The sequence below is a fragment of the Methylosinus sp. Sm6 genome (assembly GCF_019802345.1).
GTDB lineage: Bacteria > Pseudomonadota > Alphaproteobacteria > Rhizobiales > Beijerinckiaceae > Methylosinus.
Genome location: NZ_JAINDZ010000007.1, coordinates 144,368 through 162,356 on the forward strand (window position 1 = coordinate 144,368; position 17,989 = coordinate 162,356).

Genomic DNA, 17,989 nt, shown 5'->3' on the forward strand with positions numbered 1-17,989 from the left:
GAGCGTCGATCGTTTCGTTGCTTCGGATCCCGCGTGTCATGGATGAGATTACCGCCGAGATGATCGAGCGCGGCCGCGAGAAGGGCGGCCGCTCCTCCTCGGAGCGCCGCCGTCGCGGCGCCAGGGTGCGCCAGGCGCGCGAGAAGCTCACCACCTCCGACACGGGTCATCGCGGCTGCGACGTCGGGCTGCTGCGCGCCTATGCGTCGGCGCGCCTCCATTCGGCCGGTCCGGCCTCGGCGCTCATCGCCATGGTCGCGGGGCTCACGCGCTATTGGATGAACGGCGAGCTCGAGATCGTCTGGACGGCGTTGGCCTTCTCCACCCTGCTGCTCTGCTACGGCTTCGCCAAGAGCCTCGGTCGGCTCGCCGACGCGGATATCAATGTCGTGCATTGGCGCGGCAAGATCGTCGCCGCGGAATTCGCCCATGGCCTCGTCTGGGCCTCCATGGCGGCGCTGCTGCTGCAGGCGAGCGATCCCAACGCCAAGGCCTTCGTGCTCGCCATGCTGGTGCTGGCGGCGGCGTTCAACACGATGGTGACGGCCACCATTCCGATCGCCGTCTATGCGACGGTGACGCCGATCTCCATCGCCATCGTCGCCTGCCTGCGGGTGTCCTCGCTCGCGGATACCAGCTTGTCGCTGCTCGCATTGGTCGGCGCGGCGCAGGTGTTCTTCGTGGTGCTCGCCAAGCGCTTCCATCATGTGACGCGCGAGAGCCTGTTCTTCCGCATCGAGAAGGACGATCTGATCGGCGAATTGGAGCAGGCCAAGGCCAATTCGGACGAAGCGCGGCGCCGCGCCGAAGAGGCCAATCTCGCCAAATCGCGTTTTCTCGCCACCATGAGCCACGAGCTGCGCACGCCGCTCAACGCCATTCTCGGCTTCTCCGAGGTGCTGAAGAACGAATTGTTCGGCTCCCATGCGGTCGCGGTCTACAAGGATTATTCGAAGGATATTCATTCGAGCGGCCAGCACCTGCTGATGCTGATCAACGAGATTCTCGATCTCTCGCGCGTCGAGGCCGGCCGCTACGAGCTGAAGGAGGAGAGCGTGTCGCTCTCCAACGTCGTCGAGGATTGCCGCCATCTGCTCACCATTCGCGCGCAAAAGCGCGGGATCGAGATGATCGAGATGAAGGAGCCCGACTTGCCGCGCCTGTGGGCGGACGAGCGCGCGGTGCGGCAGATCGTGCTCAATCTCCTCACCAATGCGATCAAGTTCACGCCGCAGGGCGGGCAGGTGACGCTGAAGATCGGCTGGACCAGCGCCGGCGGGCAATATGTGGCGATCAGGGACACGGGGCCGGGCATTCCCGAGGAGGAGATCGCGGTGGTGATGTCCTCCTTCGGCCGCGGCACTCTGGCGCAGAAGAACGCCGAGGAGGGCACGGGCCTCGGCCTGCCGATCGTCAAGGGCCTCATCGATCTGCACGGCGGCATGTTCAAGCTGAAGTCCAAGGTGCGCGAGGGAACCGAAGCGATCGTCGTCTTCCCGCCCGAGCGCGTGATGAACGCGCTGCCGAAATTCGAGCCGGACGACAATGCGCAGCCGCATCTTTCGGCCGGCGAGCGACGGCGTCCCGCCGCGTGAGCGGCGACGCGCGATCAGAGGTCTTGCAGGCGTCGGTCACGCCTCGCGACCGCGCCGAGCGCTCGCCGAGCCCAATGTTCGCGCGAGCAGCGTCTCGCGATAGAGCTGCTCGTATCGCGTCGCCATGAATGCGACGGTGTTGATGGCGCCTTCGTTTTCTTGCCACGCGGCGACGGCCGCCTGCGCGCGCGCGATCTCGTCGCTGTCGCATGTGATCCGACATATTTCGCGATAGAGTTCCTGTATCGAGTCGAGCTTCGACACCCAGCCCGCGCCGGTCGCGCGAATGCGCTCCGCCACCGCGCCGAAATCGAGGCCGATGACCGGCATTCCGGCAGACCACAGCTCCGTCAGAGTATGGCAATGCGTTTCGGGCCAGGTCGACAAAATGGCGCCGACCCGCGCGCCCGTCTCGAGGAATCGCTCGGCGAATTGCTCCCGCGAATAGGGACTGTGCGTCACGACGCCCGGGCTCTCGATGGGTGGAGAGACATTGCCGACGAGATGAAACCGCAAGCGTCGCTCGACGTCGAGCGCGGCGAGCGACAGGATCAGGTCGCGCCCCTTCGCCGAAGAGATGTTTCCGGGCGCCAATATGTCGACGGGCGCGGAGCGGGGCGCGCGCACGCGCGGCGCATGAAAATGCGCGAAATCACGCCCGTGCTCGATGATGTCGACGCGGCCGGCGAGGCGCGGAAAAACCGCTTCCAGAATCGCCTTCGCCGCATTCGACGTGGTGACGAAAGCGTCGCAGAATTCGAAGGCCTCGGCGAATATCTCCCGCCATCGGAACACCCATGCGCCCTTCAGCGGCGGAATGTTCTGCGTGTTCCACAGCTCCGGGACGCAGTCGCCCGGCGTCGGCGTGCAGATTCCGCCGCAGTAGCGGCCCGTCTCGTCCAACAGCTTCAACGAAGGGCAGACGGAATAAAAGTCGTGAAACGACATGACGACCGCGATCCCGGCGCCCTTGGCGATCTTCGGCAGAGCCGAGCTGTGCCAGGCGAGATGGCGGATATGAACGAGCTCTATCGCATATCGCGCCAGCCAGTCGCTCACGATCTCGGCATAAGACCGGCTCGAATGATCGATGATGTCGATCGGCTCGTCGAGCTCCCGCCTTTCGACGATCTCGTCATTCGATTCGTCGAGTCCGACCTTGGTGAGCGTGAGCATTCGCCGATCGCAGTGGAGGAGCCACGCCTCGAAGCGGTCGCGCACGCCTCGCATGAGATCGCGATTGGTCAGCGGCGTGCCGCCTGTGAGGGTCGAAATCACGAAGAGAACACGCGGCCTCGGCGTCTCGACGAGATTGGAGGCCATCTCCTCGCGCAGGCGCCGCACGCCGTGACGAACCGCATTGATCCTCGGATCGAGGTTGAAACGATTGGTCAGCGCGCGATAGTCCGGATAGCGCTGCTCGAGAATCGTCCGAGCTCGCTCGGCGAGACCCTGACTTTGGTCTTGCGAGCCGGCGGAGCCGACATGGCTCACCAGCGTGCGATCGTCGATCAGATGGCGCCAGCTCTTTCTGCCGGCGCGCATCGACCAGTCGCTTTCCGCGCCAGGACCGAAAGGAAAGAATTGCGCGTCGAAACCGCCGATCTCGTCCACGGCGTCCCGCCGCAGGAACATGCAAACCCCGTTTCCCGTCGGCGTCTCCGGAAGAAAGACCGGCGAGCGCTGCAATATGAGCCGCTGGTAATCCTCTATCGTCCAGCCTGGTTGCAGCGGAGCGTGACCATGCATGTCCGGAACGGTGAAAGCGCCGGCATTGTCCGAAATGGCGCTGACCGAAGCGACGTCCTCCGCGCTATAGGCGGCGTTCTGCAAATTGTCCGCCCAGCGCGGTCCCACTTCCGTATCCGACGTCAACAGAATGACGTCGCATCCTCGCGCGATCTCCAATCCGAGGTTCACGCATCGCGTGAAGCCGAGAGTCTCCGCGTTTCTCCTTGCCTCGACCTGCGGGAGACCTTCGAAGGCGCCGAGCAGCGCCGCGATTTCGGCCTTCGCGCTCGCATCGTCGATCAACAGCAGGGAGACGGACCCATTCGTATGTCGCAGCACCGACTCGAGACAGCGTCGCGTCTCCTGCGGCGCATCATGGATCGGCGCGATGATGGTGAGCGGCCGCCGGGCGCGGCGACTGGAGACGATCCTCGGCCTGTGCGGCCGCAGATCGACGGTCGAGGGCGCGCCCGCTATCGACGCGCCGCGCCAGAGAATGTCGACCACCGCTCGTCCCGCTCCGGGCGGCAGCAGGATTTCGAAGCCGCCGCCGACGATGCGAAGATCCAATTTCCGCAGATCGCGTCGCGCAATGTTCGCCGTCGCCTGCGCGTAAAATATCCCGTCGATGCGAACGTCCAATGTGACCGGCTGATCGGGCGACGCCCGGTCATAGGCCCAGCCCACGATCGAATGCGGGTCGACCCGCTCGATATTCGCCGCCAACGCGGCGCGGCTCGCGACGCCGAGGTTCGAGAGGCCTTCGGGCCGCGTCGCCAGCCGGTGATAGAGCGGCGACGCGCTCAGGGCCCGGACGAAAGGATGCGCGGCGAGATGCTGCTCTGTCGAGAAGAACGGCGAGGGATCGAACAGCAGCTTCCAGCCGATGCGGAGATAATGCTCGGCGGCGTCGACCTCTTTGTCGACGCCATAGCGGGCGCGGTAGAAGCCCTCGTCCACATAGGGCCGGATTTTCTCCAGCTGAAAGGCGACGATCTCGTCTTCGGTCGCCGGCTTCAGCCCCTCCGAGCGCGGCCAAACGCGATCGACGTAATGGGTCAGCGCATTGGTTTCGAACAAAAGATCGCGCGTCGCCGAGTAATAGAGAGTGTCGAACGCCTCGGACGGATTGCGACCCTCGCGCCATCCGTGACGCATGAAATGAGCAAAGGGGTTCATCCTGGTCTTGGCGACGTCGGGATGGGTCTGCAAATAGTATTTCTCGTCGAAAAAGCGTTTTTCGTTCAGGAAAGCACGAAGCAGCCTCTCCTTCGTCTTGCCGAACGACATCATTCGCGAGAGCCCGATGGTCTTGCAGATCCGGCTCGGCGCCGAGACCCGCCCCGTCCATTTGTCACATGGCGAAGGCTTATAGGCGCTCGCCGTGGAAATGTCGACACTCGGACAAGATTCATGTAACTCGAAGATGAGCATAGCTTTTTTCGAACCGCAGCGCGACAAGTCGGCAAGTATTGCGGCCGGCGACGCTTCGTCGCGCCTCGCCGTGATCGGCTCGCGATGATTGAACTGCAGATCAGCGACATGGGTTCGACACGGAAATCAAATCGACCACCGCTGCCCCTCCCGCACTTATCTGGCTCGGCGACGAGCTTGACGGCAAATAGCGCAAGAGCTAAGTGGAACCAAGAGCCCTGAAAGTGACGGCAATCGCCTCTGGGAGGGCGCTGCATTGACGAGAAGACCCTATTCCGTTGTTGGACATTTGGATGGTATTGACGATGATGGCCATGTTCGCGGATGGGCCTACGATCGGGCCGGGCCCGACTCCGCAGTCGAAGTAGAACTCCTCCTCAATGACGTCGTCGTGGGTTCGGCCAAGGCCGATTTGCCTCGCGCGGATCTCTCTGCCGCCAAGATCGGCACGGGGCGATACGGGTTCAGAATTCCGCTCGTTCTCGGCGCGCCCGTCGACGAGCTGAATGTCCTGAAGGCGCGCGTCGTCGGCGCTCCCGACGAGCTGCCCTCGATCGCGATCCTGACCTCGGAAGAGCTCTCGCGATTTTCGATGGTCGAGCTGCCGCTGGACGAATTCCCGGTCGTGCGGCATTCGGCCCGTGATGCGGGCGGCTCGCGGCGCGTTCAATTCGACGCGGGCGCGTTCAACGAGTTTCGTCGCCGATTCCTTCTTGTGTGAGGATCGAAAGGCATGCGCATCTCGAATTGAGAGGGCTGGTCGGTGGTCTTTCGCTTCTTGCGCCAATTCACGTCACGCCCTGCAGGCGGCGTCGCTTATCTCGATCTGGCGGGCCCCTATTGGCTGCGGATGCTTCGCAAGGTGGTTCCGCAGGCGGCCGCCGAAAAGGAAAGCGGCGAGAGATTCATCGGCGAGATCGAGGGCGTCGCGAACGGCCGCGTCTGGGGGTGGGCTCATCCGGCGTCGGCGCCGCGACGTCCGATCGAGGTCGAGTTGCTGATCGACGGCGTCGTCGTCGCCGCGCGATCCACGCAACGGCGACGCTTGTTGCGACGAGAGGCCGCCGGCCGTTTCGAATTTGCCGTGCGCTTCGGCTGCTTGCCGAGCGACAGGTTCAGCTTGAACATTCGTGAAGCCTCGAGCAGGCAGCAGATCGGCGCAGCGGTGACGCTGAATGGCGACGCGATCTCGTCTGGCGCGTTCTCTCTTCCGCCACGTCGCTCGCTCGGACATGTCAACAATCGGAAAGGACCGGATGGACAAGCTCGCGTCGAGCTGGACTTCGAGCCTTTGAAGGCGGCGATGCGGCGCTGCCGCGTGAGCGAGGGGTTCGACGAGGCCTGGTATCGCCTGCGATACGAAGACATCGGGGACGCGATCGCAGACGGTCGTTGGCGGAGCGCGCTCGATCACTTCATGCCGACGGGCTATCTCGAAGGGCGCCATCCTTCGGAAAAATCCGAGTCGAGCCAGCACGCCGCTCGTGAGGCGCTCGCACAGGACGCCGCTGGCAAAGATGTCGACACGTCGGATCCGGGCGAGTTCCTTTCGGTCGAGGACGTGCTGGCGAGCGCCGGCCGCAAGATCGCCGCGCGCCAATTCCGCGAAGCCGCCGCGTTGCTGCGCGGCGGCGCATCGAAATTTCCCGACGACTTCGTCATCCGATTGACGCTCGCCCGCGCGCTGTCGAGCATCGCGCCGGACGAAGAAGCTCTCGCCGAGTTCGAGCGAGCCATGGCGCTGAGGCCCGATCATGCGCCGTGCCGGCTGGAGTATTGCAACGCGCTCGTCATCGCCGGCCGAGCGGAGGACGCGGTCGTCGCGCTGAACGAGCTCGTGACATCTCGCCCCGACGATTGCGCGGCTGTCCTCGCTTTGGCGAGAGCGCATGCGGCGCTGGGGAACTGCGCCGAGGCGCTGAGCGCCTTTGCATCGGCGCAGAGGATCGAACCACAGAACGTCGAGATACGCATCGAAACGGCGCGCTGCCTCGCCGATGCGCATCGGCTCGAGGAGGCGGCGCGATGCTATTCGGAAGCGCTCGGGATCGAGCCGCGCAACAAGGCGCTGGTCGAAGAGCAGGCGCGCCTTCTGCGCAAGCTGAGGCGTTACGACGAAGCCGCCGACTGCTACCTCCTTCTCGCCGAGCAGGAGCCGGAAGCGGGCGCGCGCATGTCGCATTATTTCGAAGCGGCCAGGATTCGATTCGAGCATGGACGAGCCGCCGATTCTCTCGCCGCATTCGAGGCGGCGCGCCAATGCGATCCGCGCAATGTCGCCGTCGTCTGCGGATTGGCGCGCGCGCTGACCGCCGCCAATCTGAACGACAAGGCTATCGAAGCGCTCGACGCCGCGCTCGAGGCCAATGCGAATGACGAGCAGATCTGGCGGGCGAGAGGGGAAAGCTTCATCCTGAACAAGGATGCCCGACGAGCGCTCGAATGCTTCGAGCGCGTCGTGACGATCAGCAAGGCGAAGGCTCCGGCGGCGCTGCTCGCCGGCAAGGCGGCGTACAGCCTTCGGCAGGACGACATCGCCGCCGAGCTGTTCGAGATGGCGATCGAAGCCTTTCCGGACCACGCCGGCTATCACGTCGATCTCGGTCGCGCGCTGGCGCGGCAAAAGCGCGTGGAAAGCGCGCGCGCCGCCTTTCAGGCTGCGGTTCGGCTGTCGCCGGACAATCATGACGCGCATCACGGCCTCGGAGCCGTGGCGCGCCTCGGCGGAGATTTGCCCCTCGCCATCGAGGAGCTCGATCGCGCGCTCGCGATCAATCCGAAGCGCGTGACCTCCTTCATCGAGCTCGGGCAAATCTATGACAGTCTCGGGGACGTCGACAGCGCGCGCCGCCAATTCGAATTGGCGCATGCGGCCGCGCCCTCCCATACGGGCGCCCTCCTGTCGCTCGCGCGGATCGATTTCGAGCGGGGCGACATCGACGGCGCCGCGGCCAAATGCGAGCGCGTGCTGCAGCTCGATCCCGACAATCGTCACGCCGCGCTTTATTCGAGGTGGATCAGCCGAACCATAGACACGAATGCGGAGACGCTCTCCGTCTCCATTTGTCTCCTGGGCGGGACGTCCGGCGCGTCGCTGCTCGAGCTGGCGGCGGCGTTCGAAGACGTGCGGGAAGTGCTGGTCAGCGTCGCCGCCCCCGTTCTCGATCCGCTGCCGGCGGGCGTTCGCGCCGTGACGGGAGATTGGCGCGACTGCATCGCATCCGCTTCGAGCAGCCTGGTTCTCACCATTCCGCAGGCTGCGCCGAGCACGGAGACGATCGCGCGAATTCGCAAGCGTTTCGGTCATCGCGTCGGCGTCGTCCATGATGTCGACCGGCCCGCCTCGCAGACGCCCGCCTTGTGGCGGCGCGAGCTGCTGCTGGCGGGGCTCGCGCTGAACGGCAGCCATGATTGGGACAGTTTCGCGACGGATTTGGCCGAATGGGCGCAACGCCGATCGGTCGAGCCGGCGCAAGGGCTCGACGCCATATTGCCGGCGAGCGCTGCGATCGGCCGGGAGGCGTGGCTCGTATCCTCCTCCGGAGTGAAGCTGTTCGGAGGCGTGGAGCAGTTCCTGCGCACCATGGCGCCGATCTATCGCTCCTTGGGCATGAAGCCGGTCATCATCGGGCTTCTCGAACGCTTGGACGGCTGCGAGCCCTCCGGCGAAGCGGACGGCGTCCCCTTCATCAACATCTTGCGCACGCCGGAAACCATCCGGCGTCTCGCATATGAGCGCCGGCCCGTCATCGCCCATGGAACGACCGGCATCGGCTTCGAATTGACCGCGGGCCTCGAGGGTCTCGCGACGCGCGTCATCTATGGCTCGCATTTTTGGCGGGACATGTTCGTCGGCTCCGGATCATTCGAGAATGTCGATCTCAATCCGCGACCGCGAGCGGAATTCGCGCAGCTCTGCGCGAGCGTCGATCAGCCCTATGTCAATTCGTTCTACACGCGCGACATGGTGGGCCGGCATTTCGGGCAATGGCAGCCCGTCGTCTATTCTCTGCCTTTCGACTGCGAGGCCGCCGATGTCGCGATCGAGCAGAGGAGCTACTGCCTGTTGATGAACGGCCGGCTCGACAAGGGCTTCGGCCTGATGCTCGAGCTCGCCGAGCGGCTGCCGCAGATCGATTTCGTGGTGGTCGCCGCGCAGGTCGCGCGCGAGCAGGTGGAGGAGCTGATCGAGAGCGCCGGCGCCGTCAACATCAAAATCGCGGACTGGACGGCCGACACGGCGACGCTCTATCGCAACGCGCGCGCGGTGCTCGTTCCCAGCTATTCTTTCGTCGAGACATTTTCGCGGGTCGCCATCGAAGCCCATCGGCACGGCGCGCCCGTCATCGGCAGCAATCGCGGCAATGTTCCGAACCTGCTCGAGCAATCGGGCCGCGTGCTCGAGGAGGACGCCGCGCAATGGGCGGACGAGGTGCGCCGTCTGTTCGACGACGACGCCTATTGGCGGGAGCGTTCGCGCAAAGCTCGCGAGAACTCGGATCGCTATCGGTTCGAGCAGCAATATGAGCGGGTCGGACGACTCGTCAAAGCATCGCTCGGCCGAATCGCGGTCGCCGTCGGCTCGGGAATCGGCAATCTGATCCAATGCAGCCCGACCATCAGGCGCGTCGCCGAGCATACGGACCGTCCGGTGGATGTGCTGCTGCGCGGCGATTTCTCCGATTGCTCGTGCCTGTTCGAGGGAGCCCCCTGGGTCGGATCCGTCGTCACCGCCAGCGATTCGGCCGTGCGCTACGACGCGGTGCTGGTCCTCGACTGCTATGGCGCGCTCATTCCGCAGTTCAACGCGGAAGTCGTGCATACGGGTCGACGCCGTTTCAATTTCAGCCAAATGGCGACGATCCACGAATCCGAATTCAACTTGATGCACGCGGATCAGCTGCTCGGGGTTCCTTATCGGCGTGAAGACATCGGCCGCTATTTCCTCGGAGCGTTCCAGCGCACCGGCCGCGAGCGCAAGCGCATCGCGATCCACGCCGGCAGCAAGGCGGGCGTTTGGGCGGCCAAGCAATGGCCGAGATTCGAACAGCTGGCGACGCATCTGCGCGAGCGCGGCTATGAGGTCGCATCTTTCGGCTCTTGCGGCGAATATGTTCCCGGCACGCTCGACCTAACGGGAGTCGATCTTCCGACCACGATCCGCAATCTCGCCGACTGCCATTATTTCGTAGGCAATGACAGCGGGCTCATGCATGTCGCCGACGCGCTCGAATTGCCGTTGACGACGATCTTCGCCCCGACCTCCGTCGTCAAGAACGGCCCGCTGAGCAAGAGCAGCCGGGTCATCAAGCTCGACAAGAGCTGCTCCCCCTGCCAGTTCGACACCGCCAAGCTCGCCAAATGCCGATGCATCGACGAGATCGGCTTCGACGAGGTCGCCGCCGCGATCGACGCCGATCTGGCCGACCTCCGATAAGCGCCTCGAGAGGGGGGAGCCTGAAGGGGACAAGCCCGGCCATGACGGCGCCGTGGATTTCAAGATGTGTGCATGCGGTAGCCTTAAAGGGAGGGTGAACTCGCTTTTTGCCTTCATCGGGTCGCCATGGCGCGGCTCGAACACGACCGCGAGCGTCAGGCTCGCACGGCCTGATTTTTGTGTGCAGCGAATGCTGATCGCTCGACGATTCCTTTCTCGTCTGGCGTGTGCGCGGCCGCACATCGGCGGACGCCCGCCATAATTAACGATTGCGCAGTGATTTCGAGCAGCGCGCGCGGATTTTCCGCTACGGGCCCGCAACCAGAGCGGGGCTCTCCGCGTTGTTCTCGAAAAGGAGAGCTGCGTCATGAAGCCTTCCGGAACCCGAATTTTTTCGACGACCGCGTCGCGTCTCCTCGCCGCGGCGATGGTCGTCACGGGGTTTTGCGCGGCCGTCGCCGCGGCTCCCGCCGTGGCGACGCTTCACGAGGCCGTGGGCGTCTCGCCCGCGCAGCGCGCGACATTCGGCGACGGAGCGACCGCTCTGCGTCCCTTCGGCCAGGGAACGGTCATTCGCGTCGATCGCGCCTATGGCGATGAGGACGAGGATTGCGTCCTCGCGGTCACCAAGGTCGAGGATGCGAAGGGAGGCGTCAGCGTCACGCGCGGCGTGGCCTGCGCGCATTAACGGGGGAGGCCTTCGGCTGTTCAGCTCCGAGTGGCGCAGGCCACAGGCGCGTTACGTCCCCTTCAGTTCGACCGAAGCGGCGCATTCAGCGCCCGGCGATGCGCCCCGCGACCCAATTGGGCTGGACATAAGGGCGCCGCGTGCGGAACTGGCCTTTCATCACCAGCGCGAAGGCGATGGCGTCGAGGCCGGCGAGCGTCAGCCACCAGAGCTGCTCGCCGGCGGGGCCGAGCATGGAGATGGCGAGCCCCGTCGCCAGCCCGGCGAGCAAAAAGGGCGCGAGCACCGGCCGCGTCCGGCCGGCGATGATGAAGGCGCGCGCGGTCACCGCCGCGAGAGCGACGGCTCCGATCGCGCCGAGATCGAACCAGACCTGAAACACCAGGCTGCGCGGCGTCTCCTGATAGAGATAATGGCCGAGCACGCCATAGATGGCGGCGCCGAAGCCATGGCCGAGCAGCAGCCGCGGCCCGTCGCTGACGAGGATGCGGCCCCAGACCGCCAAAGGCGCGAGCGCGGCCGGCGCATGCTCGGGCAGCGCATAGACGGCGAGAATCGCCGTCAGCGGCGCGACGAGGATCGCCATCGCGGCCGTGAGCGCGAGGATGCGCGAGACGCGCCGCGCCTTGCCGAAAGACAAGGCGAGCACCAGCGCCCCGGCGAGCAGAGCGGGCAGAGCGCTGGGCGCGCGGGCGAGCGCGCAGGCGGCGACGGCGACTGCCGCGACCGCGGCGGCTGAAATCCAGCGTCCCCGCAAGGCCAGCGCCCCGAGCGCGGGCCACAGCACCAGGGCGAGGCCGAGGCCGGCGCGCTGCAGCGCATCGCTGTCGAGATCGGCCGCCGCCTCGGCCGGACGCGCCGCCAGCGCCACGGCGAGCAGCGCCGCGGCCGCGGCGGCGGTGCCGATCGGCAGGAGATTGAGATTGGAGGTCTTGGTGCGGGCGGGCAGCAGCGCGCAGGCGGCCGCCACCAGCGCCAGCGTCGCCGCGCTCTTGCCGAAGCGCTCGGCCGGACCGGAGCCGAATGGCGTCCAGGCCAGAGACAGCGCGGTCCAGCCGACGAAGAACAGCGCGGCGAGCGTCGTCGGCTTCAGCGCCAGGGCGACGATCCCGGCGAGCTTGCGCGAATCGGGAGCGAGGCTCGCCGACAACAGCAGCAGCGCCGCGCCGATCGGCAGCAGGATATAGATCGTCTGCCGCGCGAGGATCGGCGCCACCTGCGAGATCACGAACAGCAGCATGATGCTGAGCCGCGCCAGCAGCCGCGCCGCGTCCACGGCCGGATCGTCTATGGTGCGTCGCGGAAGATTCGGCATGGCGAAGTTCGCCGGCGGTTGCGGTCGGGACCCAAGTCTACAGGCAGAGTTTCGAGGAATCCATGCGTGAGCGGCCGGTTGCGCTGCGGCGGAGCGAAAGCGGCGTCATTTTTTCTCCCACTGTGTCTCTTTTGCCCATTCCGCGCGGACGAGAGCGTCCGGCTCGCGCGGAGCATATTCGCGCGCCAGCGATGCGAGCTCTGCGGGCGGCAGGAGGCGGGCCAGCGCCCACACGGCGGCTCCGCGGGGCAGGGGCGAGGCATGGTCGAGCAGCGGCCGCAGCGCTGCGGCGAGGCGCGCGTCGCCGGAATTGCCGATGGCGATCGCCACATTGCGCAAGAACCGCGCCTGGCCGAGCCGCTTGACCGGCGTCGCGGCAAACAGCGCGCGAAAGCCCGCGTCGTCGAGCGCGGCGAGGTCGGCGAGCGGCGGAGCGTCCAGTTCGGGACGCAACGCCAGCCGCAGGTCCGTGGCGCGCCGTGCGAATTTGTTCCAGGGGCACACGGCGAGGCAGTCGTCGCAGCCGAACACGCGATTGCCGACGGCCGCGCGCAGCTCGCGTGGGATGGGACCCTTATGTTCTATGGTGAGATAGGCGACGCAGCGGCGCGCGTCGAGCCGATAGGGAGCAGGAAAGGCGTTGGTCGGGCAGATGTCGAGGCATATGCGGCAGGAGCCGCAGTGGTCGCGCTCCGGCGCGTCGGGCGCGAGCGCCAGATCGGTGAAGATCGAGCCGAGGAACAGCCAGGAGCCGAAGCGGCGCGAAACGAGGTTGGTGTGCTTGCCCTGCCAGCCGATTCCGGCCGCCTGCGCCAGCGGCTTCTCCATCACCGGCGCCGTGTCGACGAACACTTTCGCCTCGCCCGAGCCGGCGCGCGCGAGCAGGAAGGAGGCGAGCTGCTTCAGCCGGCCCTTGATGATCTCGTGATAGTCCCGCCGGCGGGCGTAGAGCGAGATCGCGCCGCGCTCGCGGCGCGCCAGGGCGGCGAGGGGGTCGGCGTCCGCGCCGTAATTGGAGCCGAGAACGATGATCGAGCGCGCATCGCTCCACAGCGCCCGGGGCGCGGCGCGACGCTCGGGCGTCGCCGCCATCCATTCCATATCGCCATGCGCCCCGCTCGCGAGCCAGTCGGCGAGCCGCTCGCCGGCCTGCGGCGGCGCGCTCGCGGATGCGACGCGGCAGAGGTCGAAGCCGAGCTCCACGGCGCGGCGGCGCAGCTCCTCCTCGAGGGTCAGAAGTCGAGATCGGCGTAGCGGGGCGCCGGCATCGTCCCCACGGCGCGGTCCGAGAGCAGCGGTCGGAACGCCGGGCGCGACTTGATCCGCTGATACCAGTGCTTGACCGTCTCGTATTCGTCCCATGGAACGTCGCCCAGATAATCGGCGCAGGAAAGATGCGCGGCGGCGGCGAAATCGGCGAAGCTCAAGGTCTCGCCCGCCAGCCAGTTCCGCGCCGCGGTCAGATAGCCGATGTAGCGCATATGGGGACGGATATTGGCGCGCGCGACGCGCAGCAGGTCCATGTCCGGCGCGCCGCCGCCGATCTCCGGGGCGAGGAAGCGCTTGTAGACCTTCTCGGTGACCAGCCAATTGGTCACCTCCTCGAAGAATTTGAGGTTGAACCATTCGGTCAGCCGGCGCGTCTCGGCGCGTGTGCGCGGCGTGCGCGGAAGCAGGCGCGGGCGGCTCGGCTCGGGGTCGGTCGTCTCCTCGAGATATTCGGCGATCACCATGGCGCCCGAGACGACGCTGTCGTCGTCGTCGACGAGCACCGGCGTGCGGCCGGCCGGATCGAGCAGCAGAAACTCCCGCCTTCGCTCCGCGGCCCTCTCCTCGATCAGCGTCGTCTCGATTCCATATTCGGCGAGGATCAGCCGAACGAAGCGCGAATGGGGACAGAGCGGATGATGATAGAGAGTGGGCATGGAGCCTTTGTCTGACAGCGCGACGCAGGAACAATGAGGCGCGTCGCTGCGGATTTTTTCGTATAGGCCCCACCGCGCGGCGCGACAAGCGCGGCCATTGCTGGACACTGGCCCAATTTTATGGGTCATCTTGTTGAGATTTTATACAATTCTTTTCACTGCCGGCGCGGCGGGCGCATCGCCGGCGCCGCGCCATTTTCGAAGCTGGCGTTAGCAGGTCCTTAACGTTCGGAACGGCGTCGGCCAAAAGCTCGCGCTGGCTCCTCGGCAGGCGGGACCTATCGCCGCCGCATTGCCTCTATGGCGGCATCGGCCTCGCGCTGCAGCGCATCGGCGGCCTCTTTCGTCAGAGCGCGGCGGGGCGTCCCGATCTCCAGCGTCGCGCCGACCCGCGCGGGGCGCGTCGACAGAAGAAAGACGCGGTCGGCGAGCTCGATCGCCTCGCGAATGTCATGGGTGACGATCAAGGTCGTCACCTTCTTCTCGTCGATCAGCGCGGCGATTTCTCCGCGCAGCTCGCGAGCGAGGGCCGCGTCGAGAGAGACGAAGGGCTCGTCCATCAGCAGGAGATCGGGCTCTATGGCGAGCGCCCGCGCCAGCGCGACGCGGCGGGCGAGGCCGAGCGACAATTCGCCCGGAAAATGCTCGGCGTGCTCGGCGAGCCCGAGCCGCGCCAGCAGAGCGGCGAGCGTCGCCGCGCTCGCCTGCGGCGCGGCGATACGCAGATTGTCGACGACGCTGCGCCAGGGCAGCAGGCGCGGCTCCTGAAACACCATGCCGAGCCGCCCGCCGGCGGGCAGGCGGATCGAGCCTCGATATTGCCTGTCGAGCCCGGCGATGAGGCGCAGCAGCGTGGTCTTGCCGCAGCCGGACGGGCCGACCACCGCGCCGGCGCGTCCGGCGGGCAGGGTGAATTGCAAATCTCGAAGGACGCACAGCGAACGGCCGCCGGCCGTGACATGGTCCTTAGACGAGACCCTGACCTCGAGCAGGGCTGCGGCGCCATCGTGAGACATGTCGTTCGAGGGGCTGCACCAGAAGCGTTTCGACGCCGAGCATCAAGAGGACGAAGGGGATGGCATAAGCGAGCAGCAAACGCACGTCGAAAAGCTGGAACGCCATATTGATCTCGAAGCCGACGCCATTGGAGCGGCCGATCAGCTCCACCACCAGCACGATCTTCCAGACCAGCGAGAGCCCCGAGCGCGTCGCCGCGGCGATATAGGGCGCGAGCTGCGGCGCCACGACGTGGCGCAGCCGCGCCGCGCGCGAGAAGCGGAAGACGTCGGCCATCTCGTCGAGCCGCGCGTCGAGCGCCCGCGCGCCCTCGCGCATCACGACAATGGCGTTGGGCAGCTTGTTCAGCGCCACCGCGCCGATCGCCGCCGCCTCGGTGAGCCCCGCCCAGAGATAGGCGAGCACGATGACGACGAGCGCGGGGAGATTCAGCAGCACGACGACGAAAGGGTCGAGCAGCCGATCGAGGAGCGCGCGCCGGCCCATCACATAGCCGAGCGCGGAGCCGAGGCTCATGGCGATGAGAAAGGCCGCGATCACGCGCGCGAGCGTGGCGGCGAGATTGACGAGGAGCGCGCCCGATTGCGCCTGCTCGACGATCGCGGCGAACACCGGCGCGGGACCGGGCAGCAGGCGCGGATCGGCGAATAGCGCCGCCGCCTGCCAGCAGAGCAGCAGCAGGGCGATCGAGAGGAGGCGGATCACCGCTCCGCGCCCGCCGGGTCCGGGTCCAGATCCGGGTCATAGAAGGTTCCCGCCGGCAGGCTCGCCGCTCTGCCGACCAGCGCCGAGCCGCCGATCTTTGCCAAGGTCGCATAGAGAGCGGCGGCGTCCTTGCGCTCCTCCGCGATGGAGCGGGTCGGAATTCCTTCCGCGTAGCGCTGGCGATAGGCAGCGAGCGTCGCCTCGTCCTTGGCGCCGATGCGCGCGGCCGCGATCTTCCAGGCGGCGTCCGAGGTGGCGATCAGGCGCTTGGCCTTCTCCGCCACGGCGAAGAAGCGGACGAGGGCTTTCTGGTTGCGCGCCGCGAAGCGCTCGTCGAACACATAGCCGGTGACGATCGGCGCGGCGGCGGCGCCGAGCGCCGTCTCCACCGCACGCATGTCGATGGCGCGGACGAGGCCGCGCGCCTCGAGATCGGCGGCGAAGGTCCAGAACTCCAGCGCCGCGTCGAGCTCGCCCTGCGCCAGCTTCTCGGCGATGAGCGGCGGCGCGCCATAGACGATCGTCGCCTTGCTCGGCAGATCGATGCCCTGGCGCTCGGCGTAGCCGCGCAGCAGCAGCCAGCTCTTGTCCAGCGGCCCGCCGGCGACGCCGAGCTTTTTGCCGACGAGATCGGCGACGCTTTTGATCTTCGCGTCCCTCGCCATCACCGCGCCGATGGAGGTGGAATGCGGATAGAAGACGAGCCCGGCCCCGTCGCCGCGCTGGCGGGCGACCCACAGCCAGTCCGCAATGACGATGTCGGCACCGCCGTTCTGAATGGCGATCTTGCCGGCGTCGGTGCTGGCGAGCTCGACGACGTCGAGCTCGAGCTCCGCCTGCTTATCGAGCCCGAAGGCCTTCGCGACCGCAACCTCCCACGCGCCCGTGCCAGTCTTCTGCAGCGCGAGGCGGATGCGATCGGCCGCCTGCGCCGGCGCGCTGAAGGCGGCGAGGAGGAGGGCGACGAGGATTCTTTGGAAGGCTGACGGCAATTCGGTCCTGCTCGGCTCGTGGGAAACGCCTCTATCCGAAACTAGCATATTTCCCGGCGCTTTGTGCGCGGTTCCGATGCGGCGATATGCGCTCAAAGGCCGAAGTTCGTCGTCTGACCGCTGCCATTCGCGAGGGTGAGGTCGCTTCGAACCGATGAACTGCTCGAGCCTCGCGAGGGTCATAAATTTGCTACCCTCTCTCCGCTGACGGAGAGAGGGAATAAGGCGCCGAATTTATTTTCCTGAGGGTCGTCTGGCGGCGACGACCCTCGTGAATCCGAGCGTCCGCCCCGCATCGAGCCGTAGCATTTCGCTCTCTTTGGTCAGATCGAAGCCAGCACCAACTTCGGCGCAGACCTCGTTCCATTCGAGCCAGTGTCGCCAACCGTCGGGGAGCAGGTCGGCCAGTTCCACTTCGACGAGCCCGGTCTTCTCCCAGTGCCGCCGCCACCACGCCGGGCTGTGAAAGCTGCAAAACTCCCACTCCCAATAGGGGCGCAGCATCTCAGGTGGTCCGTCCGGCAGCTCTTCCGTTACGCCCGGCGAGACGAAGCAGAGGCGGCCGCCTGGACGCAGGAACTTCGCGACATACCCAAGGAAGAGATCGTCCGCGCCGAAGTAATGGTAGGCGTCGAAACTGACGATGACGTCGAAATAGTCGTGCGCGAAGGGGAGCGCATGCGCCTCGGCTTGGATCGGAAAAACCCGGTCCGCGACCCCGGCCGCCTCGATTCGCGGCCAGTTATCGGAAGGCTTGATCCATAGATCGGCAGCCCAGACCGCAACGCCGAATTCCTTCGCCAGAAAGATCGAACTCGCCGCCTTGCCGCAGCCCATGTCCAGAACGCGCATGCCGGGCCGCAAGGGGACCGCTTGGCTCGTCCACTCCGCGAGCCAAAGCACATTTGGGCCCATCCACGATTCGAATTGCCATGCGGCGTCATAGTTCGCCGAGCGCGGGAACGCCGGTTTCACCAGGCGCGCACGCAGATCATTTGAAATGTTCAACGCAATTCTCCAGCTCAAGCGACCGCGCCGCCAGAGTCCGCATCATGGGACTACGGATGTGGCGTGATCGTGTCCCAGAGCGTGGTGTAGCTGGATCGAGGCGGACACTGGGATTTCCGGCTTTGGCCGGCAGGATCAGGCG

General features: G+C 66.2%; 12 protein-coding genes. 4 read left to right on the plus strand and 8 right to left on the minus strand.

The window, feature by feature from the left end; translation table 11 throughout:
• The first annotated feature begins 38 nt into the window (after nucleotides 1–38).
• A complete protein-coding gene (locus K3F48_RS07220; protein WP_222574738.1) occupies nucleotides 39–1,595 on the plus strand; it encodes a HAMP domain-containing sensor histidine kinase in 1,557 nt (518 codons plus the stop codon).
• 36 nt (nucleotides 1,596–1,631) lie between these two features.
• Here the strand turns inward: K3F48_RS07220 and K3F48_RS07225 are convergent, their stop codons facing one another.
• Nucleotides 1,632–4,619 (minus strand): glycosyltransferase, encoded by a 2,988-nt coding sequence (locus K3F48_RS07225; protein WP_222574739.1) that lies wholly within the window; start codon nucleotides 4,617–4,619, stop codon nucleotides 1,632–1,634.
• Nucleotides 4,620–5,151: 532 nt separating this feature from the next.
• Between K3F48_RS07225 and K3F48_RS07230 the strand changes: the two genes are divergently transcribed.
• The 3 genes from K3F48_RS07230 (at nucleotide 5,152) to K3F48_RS07240 (ending at nucleotide 10,885) form a co-directional block, all read left to right on the plus strand.
• Nucleotides 5,152–5,481: a hypothetical protein gene (locus K3F48_RS07230; protein WP_222574740.1), complete on the plus strand. Its 330-nt coding sequence runs from the start codon at nucleotides 5,152–5,154 to the stop codon at nucleotides 5,479–5,481.
• 42 nt (nucleotides 5,482–5,523) lie between these two features.
• On the plus strand, nucleotides 5,524–10,197 hold the full coding sequence (locus tag K3F48_RS07235) for a tetratricopeptide repeat protein (protein WP_222574741.1): 4,674 nt from the start codon (nucleotides 5,524–5,526) through the stop codon (nucleotides 10,195–10,197).
• Between the two features lie 367 nt (nucleotides 10,198–10,564).
• Nucleotides 10,565–10,885 carry a hypothetical protein gene (locus tag K3F48_RS07240; RefSeq protein WP_222574742.1) on the plus strand — a complete coding sequence of 107 codons (321 nt, stop codon included), beginning with the start codon at nucleotides 10,565–10,567 and terminating at the stop codon, nucleotides 10,883–10,885.
• A gap of 85 nt (nucleotides 10,886–10,970) precedes the next feature.
• Here K3F48_RS07240 and K3F48_RS07245 read toward each other — a convergent pair whose 3' ends face one another.
• The 7 genes from K3F48_RS07245 to K3F48_RS07275 form a co-directional block, all read right to left on the minus strand.
• Nucleotides 10,971–12,200, minus strand: a complete 1,230-nt coding sequence (locus K3F48_RS07245; RefSeq protein ID WP_222574743.1) for a hypothetical protein — start codon at nucleotides 12,198–12,200, stop codon at nucleotides 10,971–10,973.
• Nucleotides 12,201–12,305: 105 nt separating this feature from the next.
• Complete coding sequence (gene queG / locus K3F48_RS07250; protein WP_222574764.1) at nucleotides 12,306–13,403, minus strand: tRNA epoxyqueuosine(34) reductase QueG; 1,098 nt, start codon at nucleotides 13,401–13,403, stop codon at nucleotides 12,306–12,308.
• Nucleotides 13,404–13,432: 29 nt separating this feature from the next.
• The gene (locus K3F48_RS07255; RefSeq protein WP_222574744.1) at nucleotides 13,433–14,125 is read right to left on the minus strand and encodes a glutathione S-transferase family protein; all 693 of its coding nucleotides are present in this window, start codon (nucleotides 14,123–14,125) and stop codon (nucleotides 13,433–13,435) included.
• Nucleotides 14,126–14,403: 278 nt separating this feature from the next.
• Nucleotides 14,404–15,141, minus strand: a complete 738-nt coding sequence (locus K3F48_RS07260) for an ABC transporter ATP-binding protein (protein ID WP_222574745.1) — start codon at nucleotides 15,139–15,141, stop codon at nucleotides 14,404–14,406.
• Nucleotides 15,092–15,847: an ABC transporter permease gene (locus tag K3F48_RS07265; protein ID WP_222574746.1), complete on the minus strand. Its 756-nt coding sequence runs from the start codon at nucleotides 15,845–15,847 to the stop codon at nucleotides 15,092–15,094. The genes K3F48_RS07260 and K3F48_RS07265 overlap by 50 nt, the downstream gene beginning before the upstream one ends.
• Nucleotides 15,844–16,839 (minus strand): ABC transporter substrate-binding protein, encoded by a 996-nt coding sequence (locus K3F48_RS07270; protein WP_255608568.1) that lies wholly within the window; start codon nucleotides 16,837–16,839, stop codon nucleotides 15,844–15,846. Before K3F48_RS07270 ends, K3F48_RS07265 begins: the two co-directional genes overlap by 4 nt.
• 234 nt (nucleotides 16,840–17,073) lie before the next feature.
• Nucleotides 17,074–17,754, minus strand: a complete 681-nt coding sequence (locus K3F48_RS07275) for a cyclopropane-fatty-acyl-phospholipid synthase family protein (protein WP_255608581.1) — start codon at nucleotides 17,752–17,754, stop codon at nucleotides 17,074–17,076.
• Nucleotides 17,755–17,989 lie beyond the last annotated feature (235 nt).

Coding starts and splice junctions, on each gene's coding strand:
- K3F48_RS07220 (WP_222574738.1), top strand. CDS start 39: ATGGATGAGATTACCGCCGAGATGATCGAGCGCGGCCGCGAGAAGGGC.
- K3F48_RS07225 (WP_222574739.1), bottom strand. CDS start 4,619: ATGATGTCGTTCGGCAAGACGAAGGAGAGGCTGCTTCGTGCTTTCCTG.
- K3F48_RS07240 (WP_222574742.1), top strand. CDS start 10,565: ATGAAGCCTTCCGGAACCCGAATTTTTTCGACGACCGCGTCGCGTCTC.
- K3F48_RS07245 (WP_222574743.1), bottom strand. CDS start 12,200: ATGCCGAATCTTCCGCGACGCACCATAGACGATCCGGCCGTGGACGCG.
- K3F48_RS07255 (WP_222574744.1), bottom strand. CDS start 14,125: ATGCCCACTCTCTATCATCATCCGCTCTGTCCCCATTCGCGCTTCGTT.
- K3F48_RS07260 (WP_222574745.1), bottom strand. CDS start 15,141: ATGTCTCACGATGGCGCCGCAGCCCTGCTCGAGGTCAGGGTCTCGTCT.
- K3F48_RS07275 (WP_255608581.1), bottom strand. CDS start 17,754: ATGGGCCCAAATGTGCTTTGGCTCGCGGAGTGGACGAGCCAAGCGGTC.